Origin of the sequence: Catenulispora sp. GAS73 (genome assembly GCF_041262085.1) — a bacterium.
Taxonomy (GTDB): Bacteria; Actinomycetota; Actinomycetes; order Streptomycetales; family Catenulisporaceae; genus Catenulispora.
The window spans coordinates 171,583-185,524 of record NZ_JBGCCM010000006.1; the positions used below are offsets into that span (position 1 = coordinate 171,583).

The 13,942-nt window shown below is 70.7% G+C and carries 12 protein-coding genes; 5 read left to right on the forward strand and 7 right to left on the reverse strand.

Annotated features, from left to right (window positions below):
• Positions 1 to 34: 34 nt before the first annotated feature.
• Together tal and tkt are read right to left on the reverse strand one after the other, a co-directional pair.
• The gene (gene tal / locus ABH935_RS11165; RefSeq protein ID WP_370377758.1) at positions 35 to 1,135 is read right to left on the reverse strand and encodes a transaldolase; all 1,101 of its coding nucleotides are present in this window, start codon (positions 1,133 to 1,135) and stop codon (positions 35 to 37) included.
• Between the two features lie 27 nt (positions 1,136 to 1,162).
• Positions 1,163 to 3,289 (reverse strand): transketolase, encoded by a 2,127-nt coding sequence (gene tkt / locus ABH935_RS11170; RefSeq protein WP_370377759.1) that lies wholly within the window; start codon positions 3,287 to 3,289, stop codon positions 1,163 to 1,165.
• A 311-nt stretch (positions 3,290 to 3,600) separates the two neighbouring features.
• On the opposite strand from tkt, the gene ABH935_RS11175 reads away from it, so the two are divergent.
• From ABH935_RS11175 to ABH935_RS11190, 4 genes are all read left to right on the forward strand, one after another.
• Complete coding sequence (locus ABH935_RS11175) at positions 3,601 to 4,587, forward strand: heme o synthase (protein WP_370377760.1); 987 nt, start codon at positions 3,601 to 3,603, stop codon at positions 4,585 to 4,587.
• 32 nt (positions 4,588 to 4,619) lie between these two features.
• On the forward strand, positions 4,620 to 5,822 hold the full coding sequence (manA, locus tag ABH935_RS11180) for a mannose-6-phosphate isomerase, class I (RefSeq protein WP_370377761.1): 1,203 nt from the start codon (positions 4,620 to 4,622) through the stop codon (positions 5,820 to 5,822).
• A 100-nt stretch (positions 5,823 to 5,922) separates the two neighbouring features.
• Positions 5,923 to 6,459: a SigE family RNA polymerase sigma factor gene (locus tag ABH935_RS11185; protein ID WP_370377762.1), complete on the forward strand. Its 537-nt coding sequence runs from the start codon at positions 5,923 to 5,925 to the stop codon at positions 6,457 to 6,459.
• Positions 6,456 to 7,385 carry a hypothetical protein gene (locus ABH935_RS11190; RefSeq protein ID WP_370377763.1) on the forward strand — a complete coding sequence of 310 codons (930 nt, stop codon included), beginning with the start codon at positions 6,456 to 6,458 and terminating at the stop codon, positions 7,383 to 7,385. Before ABH935_RS11185 ends, ABH935_RS11190 begins: the two co-directional genes overlap by 4 nt.
• A 98-nt stretch (positions 7,386 to 7,483) precedes the next feature.
• On the opposite strand, the gene ABH935_RS11195 is transcribed toward ABH935_RS11190, so the two are convergent.
• From ABH935_RS11195 to ABH935_RS11215, 5 genes are all read right to left on the reverse strand, one after another.
• A complete protein-coding gene (locus ABH935_RS11195; protein WP_370377764.1) occupies positions 7,484 to 8,788 on the reverse strand; it encodes a heme A synthase in 1,305 nt (434 codons plus the stop codon).
• 7 nt (positions 8,789 to 8,795) lie between these two features.
• Positions 8,796 to 9,515 (reverse strand): ABC transporter permease, encoded by a 720-nt coding sequence (locus ABH935_RS11200; RefSeq protein ID WP_370377968.1) that lies wholly within the window; start codon positions 9,513 to 9,515, stop codon positions 8,796 to 8,798.
• A 113-nt stretch (positions 9,516 to 9,628) separates the two neighbouring features.
• Positions 9,629 to 10,555, reverse strand: coding sequence for an ABC transporter ATP-binding protein (locus ABH935_RS11205; protein WP_370377765.1), 927 nt, complete (start codon positions 10,553 to 10,555; stop codon positions 9,629 to 9,631).
• 70 nt (positions 10,556 to 10,625) lie between these two features.
• A complete protein-coding gene (locus tag ABH935_RS11210) occupies positions 10,626 to 11,264 on the reverse strand; it encodes a hypothetical protein (protein ID WP_370377766.1) in 639 nt (212 codons plus the stop codon).
• A gap of 127 nt (positions 11,265 to 11,391) precedes the next feature.
• A complete protein-coding gene (locus ABH935_RS11215; protein ID WP_370377767.1) occupies positions 11,392 to 12,423 on the reverse strand; it encodes a LacI family DNA-binding transcriptional regulator in 1,032 nt (343 codons plus the stop codon).
• Positions 12,424 to 12,607: 184 nt separating this feature from the next.
• Between ABH935_RS11215 and ABH935_RS11220 the strand changes: the two genes are divergently transcribed.
• The gene (locus tag ABH935_RS11220) at positions 12,608 to 13,906 is read left to right on the forward strand and encodes an ABC transporter substrate-binding protein (protein WP_370377768.1); all 1,299 of its coding nucleotides are present in this window, start codon (positions 12,608 to 12,610) and stop codon (positions 13,904 to 13,906) included.
• The last annotated feature ends 36 nt before the right edge of the window (positions 13,907 to 13,942 follow it).

Below are 13,942 nucleotides of genomic sequence, written 5' to 3' on the forward strand. Positions count from 1 at the left end.
AGCTGGTAGCCCTGGTGGCTGTTGCTCTTGTCACTCACCGGAGCTTGTCCAATTCGCCCTGGACCGAGTCGAGGAGTTCCTTCCAGGAGACCTCGAACTTGTCGACGCCCTCGTCCTCCAGCAGCTGGACGACGTCGTCGTAGGAGACGCCGGCGGCGGCCAGGTCCTCAAGGACCTTGTGGGACTCGGCGTAGTGCGCGCGGATCGAGTCCTCGGACGGCTTGCCGTGGTCGGCCTCGGCGTCCAGGGTCGCCTCCGGCATGGTGTTCACCACGCCGCGGGTGATCAGGTCGTCCACGTACATGGTGTCCACGTACGCCGGGTCCTTCACGCCGGTGGAGGCCCACAGCGGACGCTGCGGCTTGGCGCCGGCGGCGGCCAGGGCCGTCCAGCGGTCCGAGGAGAAGACCTCCTCGTAGGCCTCGAAGGCCAGGCGGGCGTTCGCGACGCCGGCCTTGCCCTTGAGTTCGGTCTTTCCGAGCTTCTCCAGGCGCTTGTCGATCTCGGTGTCCACGCGGCTCACGAAGAACGACGCGACCGAGGCGATCTTGGTCAGGTCGTGGCCGTTCGCCTTCGCCTGCTCGATCCCGGCCAGGAACGCGTCCATCACCTCGCGGTAGCGCTCCAGCGAGAAGATCAGCGTCACGTTCACGCTGATGCCTGCGCCGAGCACCGCGGTGATGGCCGGCAGGCCCTCGCGGGTCGCCGGGATCTTGATGAACAGGTTCTCCCGGTCCACCAGCCACCACAGCTGCTTGGCCTCGGCCACGGTCGGCGCGCTCTGGTGCGCCAGGCGCGGGTCGACCTCGATCGAGACCCGGCCGTCCTGCAGGTCGGAGGCGTCGTAGGCGGGGCGCAGCACGTCGGCCGCCGCGCGCACGTCGGCGGTGGTGATCATGCGGATCGCCTCGTCGACGGTGACCCCGCGGACCGCGAGGTCTGTGAGCTGCTCGGTGTAGACCTCGGAGCCGACGATGGCCTTCTGGAAGATCGTCGGGTTGGTGGTCACGCCGACCACGTTCTTCTCGGCCATCAGCGAGGCCAGGTTGCCGGACTGCAGGCGCGCGCGGGACAGGTCGTCCAGCCAGATCGCGACCCCGGCTCCGGACAGCGTGTCCAGATTCTTGTTCGTCATCTCGTCTTCTCCCTCTTCACCTAAAAATCAAGCGCCTGCGGCGGCCAGGGATTCCCGGGCCGCGGCCTCGACGGCCTCGGCCGTGATGCCGAACTCGCGGTACAGGGTCTTGTAGTCCGCGGAGGCACCGAAGTGCTCCAGCGAGACGCTGCGGCCGGCGTCGCCGACGTACTGCTTCCAGCCGGCGCCGACCCCGGCCTCGACCGAGACGCGGGCCTTCACGGCCGTCGGCAGGACCGACTCCTTGTAGGCGGCGTCCTGCTCCTCGAACCACTCGGTGGAGGGCATCGAGACCACGCGGGTCGGGATGCCGTCGGCCTCCAGCGCCTCGCGGGCCTGGATCGCCAGCTGCACCTCCGAGCCGGTGCCGATGAGGATCACCTTCGGCGCGCCGCCGCTGGCCTCGGCCAGCACGTAGCCGCCCTTGGCGGTGCCCTCGATCGCGTCCAGCGAGGAGTTCAGCGCCTCGTGGTCGTAGGTCGGGATGCCCTGGCGGGTCAGCGCGATGCCGACCGGGCCGTGGTCGTCGGTGCCGGTGTGCTTCTCCATCAGGGCCTTCCAGGCGCCGACGGTCTCGTTCGCGTCGCCCGGGCGGACCACGGTCATGCCCGGGATCAGCCGCAGCGCGGCGACGTGCTCGACCGGCTGGTGGGTCGGGCCGTCCTCGCCCAGGCCGATCGAGTCGTGCGTCCAGACGTAGGTGACCGGCAGCTTCATCAGCGCGGCCAGGCGCACCGCCGGGCGCATGTAGTCGGAGAACACCAGGAAGGTGCCGCCGAACGGCAGCGTGTTGCCGTGCACCGCGATGCCGTTGAGGATCGAGCCCATCGCGTGCTCGCGGATGCCGAAGTGCAGGATGCGGCCGTAGGGGCTGGACTCGCCGAACTCGGTCTCGCCGTAGACCGCGGGCAGGAACGACTTGCCGCCCTTGATCGTGGTCAGGTTCGACTCCGCGAGGTCGGCCGAGCCGCCCCACAGCTCCGGCACCGACTCGGCGATCGCCTGGATGATGGCCTCCGACGCCTTGCGGGTCGGGACGTCCTTGCCCGGCTCGAAGGTCGGGAGCTTCTCGGCCCAGCCGGCCGGCAGCTCGCGCTTGGCGATGCGGTCGAACTCGCTGGCGCGCTCCGGGTTCTTGCCGCGCCAGGCGGCGAACTCGGTGTCCCAGGCCTTGTGCTCGGCCGCGCCGCGCTCGCCGACCTTCCGGGCGTGCGCCAGGACGTCGGCCGGGACGTCGAAGGTCTTGTCCGGGTCCATGCCCATGACCTTCTTGGTGGCCGCGACCTCGGCCTCGCCGAGCGCGGCGCCGTGCGCCTTGCCGGAGTTCTGCAGGTTCGGGGCCGGCCAGCCGATGATGGTGCGCAGCCGGATGATCGAGGGGCGGTCGGTCTCCGCCTCGGCCGCCAACAGCGCCTGGTGCAGTTCCTCGACGTTCTCGTGGTACTCGCCGCCGGCCAGCCAGTCCACGTGCTGCACGTGCCAGCCGTAGGCCTCGTAGCGGTGCAGCACGTCCTCGCCGAAGGCCACCTTGGTGTCGCCCTCGATGGAGATGTGGTTGTCGTCGTAGACCACCACGAGGTTGCCGAGCTTCTGGTGGCCGGCGATCGAGGAGGCCTCGGAGGTGACGCCCTCCTCCAGGTCGCCGTCGGAGGCGAAGACGTAGATGTTGTGGTCGAACGGCGAGTCGCCCGCCGGCGCGTCCGGGTCGAACAGACCCCGCTCGTAGCGCGCGGCCATCGCCATGCCGACCGCGTTCGACAGGCCCTGGCCCAGCGGGCCGGTGGTGACCTCGATGCCCTTGGTGTGGCCGTACTCCGGGTGGCCGGGGGTGAGCGAGCCCCACTGGCGGAAGTGCTTGAGGTCCTCCAGCTCCAGGCCGAGGCCCGAGTAGTACAGCTGGATGTACTGGGTCAGCGAGGAGTGTCCGCACGAGAGCACGAAACGATCCCGGCCGGCCCAGTGCGGGTCGGCCGGGTCGAAGCGAAGGTGCCGCTGGAAGAGCAGGTAGGCCGCCGGGGCCAGGGACATCGCGGTACCGGGGTGGCCGTTACCGGTGTTCTGGACCGCGTCCATGGCCAGGGCTCGGACGGTGTCCACAGCGCGCTTGTCCAAGTCGGTCCACTCGAACGGGGTTGCGGTGCTTGCGGTGCTCACCGGAAGCGCTCCTTCGCAGTTCACGCGCCGAGGCCCCACGCTCGGGTACAGCCGGTGGGACCCCTGCGCAACATGATTCAGATCTCGTTTCGCCAGCCTACTCGGACCTCAGAGGCATCGCGTTCCCAGTCAGCAGGTGGACGCGTACGCCCGGGCTAACCCTTAGTGAACAGCAGTGGTGGAGTCCTCATATACCTGCGCGGCGTATTTGATCTACGACGCTTGGACGACTCAATGCGCGATAAGGCGACCCGGCGCGAAAGCTGCGAGGGCGACGGTCTAAAGTTGCGTGTTGTCCGAATCAGGCATCCATGGAGGACGGGCTTTTGACCACGGTCGAGACTCCCCCGGCCACGGCTCCGTCCCGGACCGTCACTCCCTCTGTGGAGCCGGTGGGGGCAGACCGCGGCGGGCACACGATGGCGGTCGTCAAGGCCTACGTCGCCCTGACCAAGCCGCGCATCATCGAGCTGCTGCTGGTCACCACCATCCCGGTGATGTTCCTGGCGCTGCGCCACGTGCCGGCGCTGTGGCCGGTGATCGCCGTGACGATCGGCGGCTACCTGTCCGCCGGCAGCGCCAACGCGCTGAACTGCTACGTGGACCGCGACATCGACGCCGAGATGCGCCGCACCCGGCGCCGCCCGGTGCCGGCCGCGTCGGTGACGCCGAAGAACGCTCTGGTGTTCGGGCTCGTGCTCGGCGTGGTGTCCACGCTCTGGCTCGGGTTCGCGGTCAACTGGCTGTCCTCGGGCCTGGCGCTCGCGGCGAACGCCTTCTACGTGCTCGTCTACACGATGCTGCTCAAGCGGCGCACGCCGCAGAACATCGTCTGGGGCGGCGCGGCCGGCTGCTTCCCGGCGCTGATCGGCTGGACCGCGGCGACGGACCGGCTGGCGTGGGCGCCGGTGGTGCTGTTCATGGTCGTGTTCCTGTGGACGCCGCCGCACTTCTGGGCGCTGGCCATCCGTTACCGCGAGGACTACGCGGCGGCGAACGTGCCGATGCTGCCGGTGGTGGCCCCGGCCCGCGAGGTGACCAAGCAGATCGTCTGGTACTCCTACGCGACCGTGGCCTGCTCGCTGCTGCTGTGGCCGATCGGGCACACCGGCCTGGTCTACCCGATCGCGGCGGCCGTGCTCGGCGTGGTGTTCCTGGTCGAGGCGCACCGCCTGGACCTGCGGGCGCGCTCGGGCAAGGACGGCGTGGCGCTGCTGCCGATGCGGCTGTTCCACTTCTCGAACATGTATCTGGCGCTGCTGTTCGTGGCCGCGGCCGTGAGCCCGCTCGTTCACTGAGGGTTCACTGAGGCACCTGTACCCTTTCCAGGGTGTATCGGCTCACCAACACCACGCAGCACTACGCCTGGGGATCGCCCAGCGCCATCAGCGAACTGCTAGGCCGCGAGCCCTCCGGGCAGCCGGAGGCCGAGCTGTGGATGGGCGCGCACCCGACGGCGCCGTCCCGCATCGACGGCGGTGAGGCCACGCTCCTCGACTTCGTCTCCGCCGACCCGGTGGGGATGCTCGGCCCGCAGGTCGCGGCCAGGTTCAAGAACCGGCTGCCGTTCCTGCTCAAGGTGCTGTCGTCGGCGAAGGCGCTGTCCATCCAGACGCACCCCACACGCGCGCAGGCCGAGGCCGGCTACGCCGCCGAGCAGGAGCGCGGGCTGCCGGCCGGCGACCCGAACCGCAACTACGTGGACGACTGGCCCAAGCCGGAGATCCTGATGGCGCTCACCGCATTCGAGGCGCTGGCCGGCTGCCGCACCGCCGAGGACGCGGAGCGCGTGCTCGCCGAGCTCGTCGAGCTGGGCGCCGACGCGCTGGACCCGGTGCGGGCGGCGCTGGCGGACCGGCCGGAGCCGGCCACCGTGGCCGCCGCCATCGGCCGGCTGCTGGAGTGGCCCGCGGACACCCGCGAGGTCCTGGTGGCGGGCGTCGTCGAGGCCTGCCGGGTCGGGGCGGACAAGGGCGGCGAGCTCGCGGAGGATTTCGCGGCCGTGCTGCGCGTCGCCGAGGACTTCCCCGGCGACATCGGCCTGGTGGCGATGCTGCTGATGAACCGGGTCGTCCTCAAGCCCGGCGAGGCCATCTTCCTGGAGGCCGGCGGGCTGCACGCGTACCTGCACGGCACCGGGATCGAGCTGCTCGCCAACTCCGACAACGTGCTGCGCGCCGGGCTGACGCCCAAGCACATCGACGTCGCGGAGCTGCTGCGGGTGATGGACGCCTCGGTCCCGGTCCCGGTGCGCCACGGCACGGCGATCGCCACGGGCGTCGAGGAGTTCGACACCCCGGCGCCGGAGTTCCGTCTCTACCGGGCCACCCTGGACACCGGCACCACGCTGCGCGCGGAGATCCCCGGCACCGGCCCGCGGATCGTGCTGGCGCTGTCCGGCGAGGTCGAGCTACGCGGGACTCGGGGGGCGCTGACGCTTACTCAGGGTGAGTCGTGCTTCGTGCCGGCGCGCGAGGGGCGGGTCGAGGCCTCCGGGATCGCGGAGCTCGTGGTGGCGGCGCCCGGCGTGTAGGAGTCGGCCGGAAAAAGTTCCCAGCCCGAGCAACCCCGCGCTCGGGCCGACCCCTCAAGGACCGGTGACAGAAGTTTGAGTCGGTCGGAGGGGACAACCCATGGCGCGGGGAGACAAGGCGGCCGTCGAGGAGGAACTTGAGCACTTCGTCCAGGGACGGTATCTGGCGCTGCGCCGCACGGCGTACCTGCTGTGCGGGGACTGGCATCGGGCCGAGGACCTCGTCCAGGGGACGCTGGTCAAGGTGGTGGTGGCCGCGCGGCGGCGCCATGTGGAGAGCCTGGACGCCTACTCCCGGCAGGTACTGTTGCGGACTTTCCTGGAGGAGAACCGCCGGTTGTGGCGGCGGCGGGAAAAGTCGTGGGCGGAACCGCTGGAGGTCGTGGACGGTGCCGGCGGGGACAGCGATCTCAAGCTCACGGTGCTCTCGGCATTACGCGGACTCGCCCCCCGGCAGCGGGCGGCGGTGGTGCTCCGCTACTGGGAGGACCGAAGCGTCGAGGAGACCGCGGCCCTGCTCGGCGTCTCACCGGGGACGGTGAAGAGCCAGAGCGCCAGGGCTCTCGCCGCGCTGCGCGTGGCGCTCCAGGATGACCGGCTCGGACTCGGGATCGGCTCGGAAGGAGCCATGGAATGAACGAGAACGAGATCAGGGATGTGCTGGGTGCGGGGATCGGCGAGGAACCGCCTGTCGTCGGCGGGCCGACGGCGGTGTTCGCCGCCGCGCGCTCGCGGGTGGTGCGGACCCGGGCAGTCACCGGGACGCTGAGCGTGGCGGCGGTGCTGGGCGTGGCGGCCGGAGCCGTGGCGCTCAGCGGCGGGTCCGGCGGGGCATCGGAGCGGACGAATACAGCCGGCGGCGGGGCGTCGGCGGCGTCGCGGCCGGGGACCGGCGTGCCGAAGACGGATCAGTGCCCGACCAGTGGGACCGGCGACGTCCCGGCGCTGTCTGCGGGGGCGAATCCGGCGCGGGAACCCGAGGGCCAGGTGCCGCTGGACCCGCGGTCGGTGACCGAACTGCTGAAGACGGCTCTGCCCTGCGGGACGCCGACGGCGTACGTCGGGGAGGACCACGCGTCGCCGGGGCAGGACGGCGTCGACCTGTACGGCGCGGTGGAGGTGACCGACCGAGCCGGAGTGGGGTCGGTGTCGGTCTCGGTGGTGCAACACAGCCAGGACCAGAAGCGGCTGCTGGAGTGCGGGGTCCGGCGGTCCGCGGACCGTGCGACCGTGTGCGAGAACACCGTCACCCAGGACGGCACCACCATCGTGCTGGAGGAGGCGCCTGACAAGGAACGGGGCGGGCTCGTGCGCACAGCGACGCTGCTGTTCGCCGACGGCCATGAGGTGATGATCGAGGCGCAGAACAGGAACCTGAAATTCTTCCAGAAGGCCGGGACGTCGGCGACCCGTGCGGTGCCGCCGCTGACCCTGGACCAGGTCCGGGCGCTCGCGGTCGACACGGCCTGGCCGCTGACCGTGTCGCGGGACTTCGCGGAGCACGCGAAGAAGGATCTGGTCGGCTACGTCGATGGCAATACGGTCCGGCCACCGGTCGGCTGAAGCGCCCTGACCGCATAGGAATCGGATCAAGAGAGAAAGTGTCCCCGGCCCGCGAGAATCGGGCCGGGGACACTGCTGTACAGGCTATACGGGCTCCGTCAGGCCACCGCCGGGGCAGCCTTGCGCTCGCGCATCGCGAGCAGCACCCGCCAGGTCCCGGCCCAGACGATCGCCGCGCCGAACATGTGGATGCCGACCAGCAGCACCGGCAGGTGCGTGAAGTACTGGACGTAGCCGATCACGCCCTGCGCCATCAGCAGCAGGAACAGGTCGCGGACCGCGGTGAGGACGCGGGGCCCGGCGCCGGTCGCCTTCAGTCCGAACCACAGCGCCACGGTCAGGCCCACGACCAGGAAGACCAGGTCGGCGTGCAGCTGCGTGGCGTTGGCGGGGCTGAGCGGGAAGCGCTTGTTGCCCGGGTCGCCGAGCTTGGCGCCGGAGTGCGGGCCGCTGCCGGTGACGATGGTGCCGGCGATCAGCAGTGCGCCGACGCCGACGGTGAGGACGTAGCCGAGCTGGCGCAGGACGGGCTGGACGGTCGGGATGGGCTCGTTGTCGTTGGGCTCGCGGCTGCGGACCCACAGGACGTAGGACAGCGCGACCATGCCCAGCGAGACCAGCATGTGCAGGGAGACCCAGATCGGGGCCAGGTGCGTGCGCACCGAGATGCCGCCGATGACCGCCTGCACCACGACGCCGACGAAGAGCGTCCAGGACAGCTTGTTCAGCACCGCGCGGCGCGGGTGCCAGCGCATGCACGCGATGATCGCGGCGCCGACGGCCACCGACACCGCGAAGGTCAGCATGCGGTTGGTGAACTCCACGACGCCGTACGCGCCGAGCCGGCTGGTCGGCACCAGGCTGCCGTCGGTGCAGGTGGGCCAGGTCGGGCAGCCCAGGCCGGAGTCGGTGAGGCGGACCGCGCCGCCGGTGACGATGATGCCGATGTTGGCGACCAGCGCGGCGAAGCAGGTCCAGGTCAGGATCGCCGGGGTGGTGCGCCAGGCGATGATCCGGGCCAGGAGGTTGGTGGGGGCCGGGGCGGCGGGGCGCGAGGCGGTGGCCGATGGCTCGCCGGGCGCCCGGGCGGCCGTGCGTGAGGTGCTCGCTGGCTCGGCGGTCGCAGACTCGGCCGGGGCTGCGGAGCGTGAGGCGGCGGATGCGGGCGCCGGGGCCGGAGCGGCGGTGTCGGCGGCGGCGAGGTCGGCCGGGGTAGCGGTGCGCGAGGTGCTCGCCGGCTCGGCGGTCGCGGACTCGGCCGGGGCTGCGGCGGCGCTCAGAGTGCCGGTCGTGTCTGCGGGGGCGGCGGAGTCGGCGCCGGCACGCTCAGCCTGAGCCGGCACCTTCGCCTCGCCAGCCGGGGCCGTGCTGCCGGCCGGGGCGTCCCCGGCGGTCTGCGTCATCGTCCTGCTACTCCCACTTGAAGGTGCGGGCGGCCACCGCGATCGCGGCCACCGCCCACGCGGCGAGGATACCGACGTTCGCCCAGGGCAGCGTGGCGCCGTGCTGGAGCACGTCGCGCAGGCCGTTGGTGAGGGCGCTGATCGGGAGGGCGTCGAGTACGTGGCGGACGCCCGACGGGAACTTGGACAGTGGGATGATCACTCCGCCGCCGGCCAGCAGCAGCAGGAACACGAAGTTCGCCAGGCCCAGTGTGGCCTCGGCGCGCAGGGTGCCGGCCATGAGCATGGCCAGGCCGGCGAAGGTGCCGGTGGCCAGGACGATCAGGAGCGCCACCGCCAGGGGGTTGCCGTGCGGCTTCCAGCCCATGGCCAGGGCGATCGCCGACAGCAGCGCGATCTGGATCACCTCGACGCACAGCACGCACAGCGCCTTGGCCACGATCAGCCCCCAGCGCGGCAGTGGCGTGGCGCCCATGCGCTTGAGTACGCCGTAGCGGCGTTCGAAGCCGGTGGCGATGGCCAGCCCTGTGAACGCCGTGGACAGCACCGCCGCGCCGAACAGGCCCGGGGCGTAGAAGTCGATGCGCTTGCCCGGGCCGGTGGTCGCGACCAGCGACTCCCCGGAGAACAGGACCATCATCAGGGCCGGGATCACTATGGTCAGCAGCAGCTGCTCGGGGTTGCGGAGCATCAGGCGGACCTCGTGCGCGGCCTGCGCGAGGATCATGCGGGAGGCCGGGGCGGCGCCCGGCTTCGGCGTGAAGCTCAGGGCCGCGGCCCGGCGGGTGCCGTGCACGGCGCCGGTGTCGTCGGCCGTGTCGTCGGCGGAGGCGGTGGTCGTCAACGGAGGTCCCGTCCGGTGAGATCGAGGAAGACGTCTTCGAGGGTACGGCGTCCCACGCTCAGTCCCTGCGGCATCACGTCCTTGGCGGCGCACCACGCGGTCACCTTCGCCAGCACGTCGGGGGTGATGTCCCCGGCGACGGTGTAGCCGCCGGGCGGCTGCTCGACGGCGGTCAGGCCGGCCGGCAGCAGATCGAGCAGCCCGGCCAGGTCCAGGCCGGGCGGTGCGGTGAAGCGGATCGCGGTGTCCGCGGTGCCGTTCGCCGCGGCCAGGCCCGCCGGGGTGTCGTGCGCGATCACCCGGCCGGAGTCCACGATCGCCACCGTGTCGGCCAGCCGTTCGGCCTCGTCCAGCAGGTGCGTGGTGAGCACCACGGTGACGCCGTCGCGCCGCAGCTGCTCGATCAGCTCCCAGGTGGCGTGCCGGGCCTGCACGTCCAGGCCGGCCGTGGGCTCGTCCAGGAACACCAGCTCCGGCCGCCCGACCACCGCCAGCGCCAGCGAGAGCCGCTGCTGCTGGCCGCCGGACAGCCGCCGGAACGTGGTCCGGCCGGCCGAGCCCAGGCCCAGGCGCTCGATCAGCGCGTCGGTGTCCAGGGGGTTCGCGTAGAGCTTCGCGGTGTGCTTCAGCATCTCCGCGGCGCGCACGCTGGGATAGATGCCGCCGGACTGCAGCATCACGCCGATCCGCGGCCGCAGCCGCTCACCCTCGGTGACCGGGTCCAGCCCGAGCACGCGGACGGTGCCGCCGTCGGGACGGCGGTACCCCTCGCAGCACTCGATCGTCGAGGTCTTGCCGGCCCCGTTCGGGCCGAGCACGGCGGTGATGGTCCCGGTCTGCACGCGCAGGTCCAGGCCGTCCACCGCGGTCTTGGAGCCGTACCTCTTGACCAGGCCGGTCACTTCTACGGCTGGTTGTCCCATAGCGGTGATTCTACGAAGCCGACCTGTGGTCCTTCGTGCCGGGTCTTGCTGTTAAGTGCGCCACACGCTCTCAGGTCCCGGGCCGCTTGATCGGGTTGGACGTCGGCAGGTCGAGCTCCACGACCTCGAACTCCTCCAGCGCGATCAGCTGGACACCCTCCTTCATCTGCTCGAACGCCGCCTTCCGGATGGCGGCCTGCGGGCCGCGCGAGGCCGCGAGCGCGTCCATGTCCTGGAAGATCGTGCTGACGCCGGCCATGCCTCGGGCCCGGTCCAGGAGCAGAGCTGCGCCCTGGAAGCCGTCGAGGGACTGCAACCGGGGCAGGCCGATCTCCTTGAACGCCTGGACGAGCCGGTCGGCATGGTCCGGGGTGAACGCCATGCGCTGGAGCCGGAAGCCGCCGCTGGTCGCCGAGGCCGGCCGGCTGTAGGCCGCGGCTTCCAGGTTCGTGGTGGTGATCGTCGAGACGAACCGCGCCAGCATGTCCGTGCGGCGGTCGCGGAGCTGCTCGTCGCTGTCCTTGAGGGCTTGTTCGGTCTCCCACCAGGAGCCGGTGAGGATCTTGCCGAGCGTGCGGTCGGCGAAGATCCCGATGCCGTCGAACCCGGGCTGCTCGGCCATCATCCCCGGGACCGCTTTGGCGATCACGTCCAGGGCCGGGCCGACGTCCGTCGGGTCGCAGGTGATGTAGAGGCTGCGGACGAACATGATCGTCCTCCCATCCTGTTCCGATAACAGCGCAGTCCAGGCGGGGTCTGCGCGCAAGCGGGCGTGGGCTGTTCGTGGGAGCTCACCGGCTGTTACTGAACCGGTTCACCAGGTTCGCTGAACCGGTTCATGCCCTCCGCTCGGTGTAAGGGGCGCGAGTGCTCTCCCGCACCGTGAGCCGGGGCGTGGCGCTCTGCACGTCGCGCACCGAGCCCGGCTCGTCGACCGCGGCCAGCAGCATCGCCGCGACCTGCCCGCCGAGTGCGAACGTGTCCCGGTGCAGCGCGGTGATCCCCGGGTGCACGATGCGGGTGAGCAGGGAGTCCTCGAAGGAGACCACCGACAGGCCGGCCGGCACGGCCACCCCCATCTCGGCGGCCACCGCGAGCCCGGCGACCGCCATCACGTCCGAGTCGAAGATCAGGGCGCTGGGCCGGTCCGGGCTGCTCAGCAGTGCGCGGGTGGCCGAGGCACCCTGGGCGTCGCTGAAGTCGGTGGGGACCGAGACCGCGTCCACCAGGTGCAGGCGGCGGGCGGCGTCCTTCAGCGCGCGGATGCGGCGGCGGGTGTGGTGGAACGCCTCGTCGCCGGCGACGTGCGCGATACGTCGGTGGCCCAGCGCCGCGAGGTAGTCGACCAGGGACAGCATCGCCTCGCGGTCGTCGGCCCACAGGCTGGGCAGCGTGCCGTGGCCGCCGGGGCCGCCGATCACCACCGCCGGGACGCCGAGGTCTTCCAGCACCGGCACGCGCTTGTCGCGGTGCTGCAGGTCGACCAGCACGAAGCCGTCCACGTGCCGCTCGGAGGTCCAGCGCCGGTAGACCTCGATCTCGGCGGCGGTGTCCTCGACGATCATCAGGTGCAGCGCCACCGAGCGCGCCGACAGCCCGGCCTGGAGCCCGGCCAGCAGCAGGCCGAAGAACGGCTCGGCGCCGATGGTCTGCGCCGGGCGCGCGACCACCAGCCCGACCGCGTCGGCGCGGGCGCCGCCGAGCGCGCGCGCCGCCTTGTGCGGCCGCCAGTTCATCTCCGAGGCGACGCGAAGGATTCGCTCCCGCGTGGCGGGGCTTACGCCAGGGCGGTCGTTCAGCGCGAACGATACAGCGCTCTTCGACACCCCGGCGCTTCGCGCGATGTCATCGATGGTGGGCCTGGTCACGGTTCGGTATCCCTTCCCCGGTGGGGGTCGTCTCGCCCCTTGACACCCCGGATGACCAAGAGCATAGTCCCATTCCACTAGAGCGGTTTAGTAAAACTCTCGTGAACGAGAGAGCACTCCCTGAACGAAGCCAGTACCGATCCCCAACACCGATCCCTCACACGGAAAGCCGGGAGTCATGAGCATGCGCAGGACCACAGCGGTATCCGCCATAGCCGTCGCCGCGACGCTGCTGGCCGGCTGCGGCGTCGGAAGCAAGTCCTCGTCCACGGACGCGAACAAGACCGTCTCCACCACGGCCGCGCTGTCCGGCAGCATCACGTTCCAGACCTGGTCGCTGAAGAACGACAAGTTCACGCCGTACTTCACCAAGCTGATCGCCGACTTCAAGGCGGCGCACCCGGGCACCGACGTCAACTGGATCGACCAGCCCGGCGACGGCTACCCGACCAAGGTGGCCAGCCAGGTCTCCACCGGCAGCCTGCCGGACGTGATCAACCTGCCGCCGGACATCGCGCACGCCGTGGCCAAGACCGGCAACCTGCTGGACCTGAAGCAGAACGTCCCGACGCTGGCGACGGACTACGTCAAGAGCGGCCTGGCCGCCTACAACTACCAGGACATCTCCGGCGGCTCCCAGGACTTCGGCTTCCCGTGGTACCTCGGCACGGACGTCAGCTACTGGAACAAGACGATGATGGCCAAGGACGGCCTGGACGCGAGCAACCCGCCGAAAACCTTCGACGACCTGGTCGCGCAGGCGAAGACCATGCACGACAAGTCCGGTGGCAAGGACTACCTGATGTCCCGCGCGCCGGGGCTGTCCGACATCGCCAACACCGGCACCAAGCTGCTCACCGCCGACGGCACGAAGTTCGCCTTCAACACCGCGCCGGCCGAGGCGATGCTGGACAAGTACACCGCCGCCTACAAGGCCGGGTACCTCCCGTCGAACGTCCTGGACAACAGCTACGAGGGCAACTCCGCGCTGTTCAGCAAGCAGCAGGTGGCCTGGACCACCGGCGGCGGCAACCTGATCACCAGCCTGAAGCAGGACAACCCGACGCTGGCCCCGAACGTGCTCCCGTCCCCGGCGCTGGACACCGCGCCGCTGTACGTGCAGGGGCTGTCGGTCGCCAGCAAGAGCAAGAACCTCCCGCTGGCGCTGGCCTTCGCCGAGTTCGTGACGAACAACGAGAACCAGGTCGCCTTCATCAAGCTGGCCCCGGGCTTCCTGCCGGGCTCGGCCGCCTCGGCGAACGACCCGCAGTACAGCAAGAGCGACGGCACGCCGCAGGGCGACGCCGCGGTGATCGCGTACAAGGACATGCAGACCGCGGTGAACTTCACGCCGCCGATCTGGACCGACGCGATGAACACGATCCTGAACCAGGAGATCGCCAAGGCGATGACCGGCAAGGAGAGCTCGAAGCAGGCCCTGGACAACACGGTGAACCAGGCGAACGCGCTGCTCACGCAGTGACGTGTGTCCCGTAGGCCTGAGATAGGAAGCAGCGAG

What these genes read in the sequence shown, in the direction of transcription:
- tal (WP_370377758.1), bottom strand. Translation starts at nt 1,135, where the DNA reads ATGACGAACAAGAATCTGGACACGCTGTCCGGAGCCGGGGTCGCGATC.
- ABH935_RS11175 (WP_370377760.1), top strand. Translation starts at nt 3,601, where the DNA reads ATGGAGGACGGGCTTTTGACCACGGTCGAGACTCCCCCGGCCACGGCT.
- ABH935_RS11185 (WP_370377762.1), top strand. Translation starts at nt 5,923, where the DNA reads ATGGCGCGGGGAGACAAGGCGGCCGTCGAGGAGGAACTTGAGCACTTC.
- ABH935_RS11190 (WP_370377763.1), top strand. Translation starts at nt 6,456, where the DNA reads ATGAACGAGAACGAGATCAGGGATGTGCTGGGTGCGGGGATCGGCGAG.
- ABH935_RS11195 (WP_370377764.1), bottom strand. Translation starts at nt 8,788, where the DNA reads ATGACGCAGACCGCCGGGGACGCCCCGGCCGGCAGCACGGCCCCGGCT.
- ABH935_RS11200 (WP_370377968.1), bottom strand. Translation starts at nt 9,515, where the DNA reads ATGATCCTCGCGCAGGCCGCGCACGAGGTCCGCCTGATGCTCCGCAAC.
- ABH935_RS11205 (WP_370377765.1), bottom strand. Translation starts at nt 10,555, where the DNA reads ATGGGACAACCAGCCGTAGAAGTGACCGGCCTGGTCAAGAGGTACGGC.
- ABH935_RS11210 (WP_370377766.1), bottom strand. Translation starts at nt 11,264, where the DNA reads ATGTTCGTCCGCAGCCTCTACATCACCTGCGACCCGACGGACGTCGGC.
- ABH935_RS11220 (WP_370377768.1), top strand. Translation starts at nt 12,608, where the DNA reads ATGCGCAGGACCACAGCGGTATCCGCCATAGCCGTCGCCGCGACGCTG.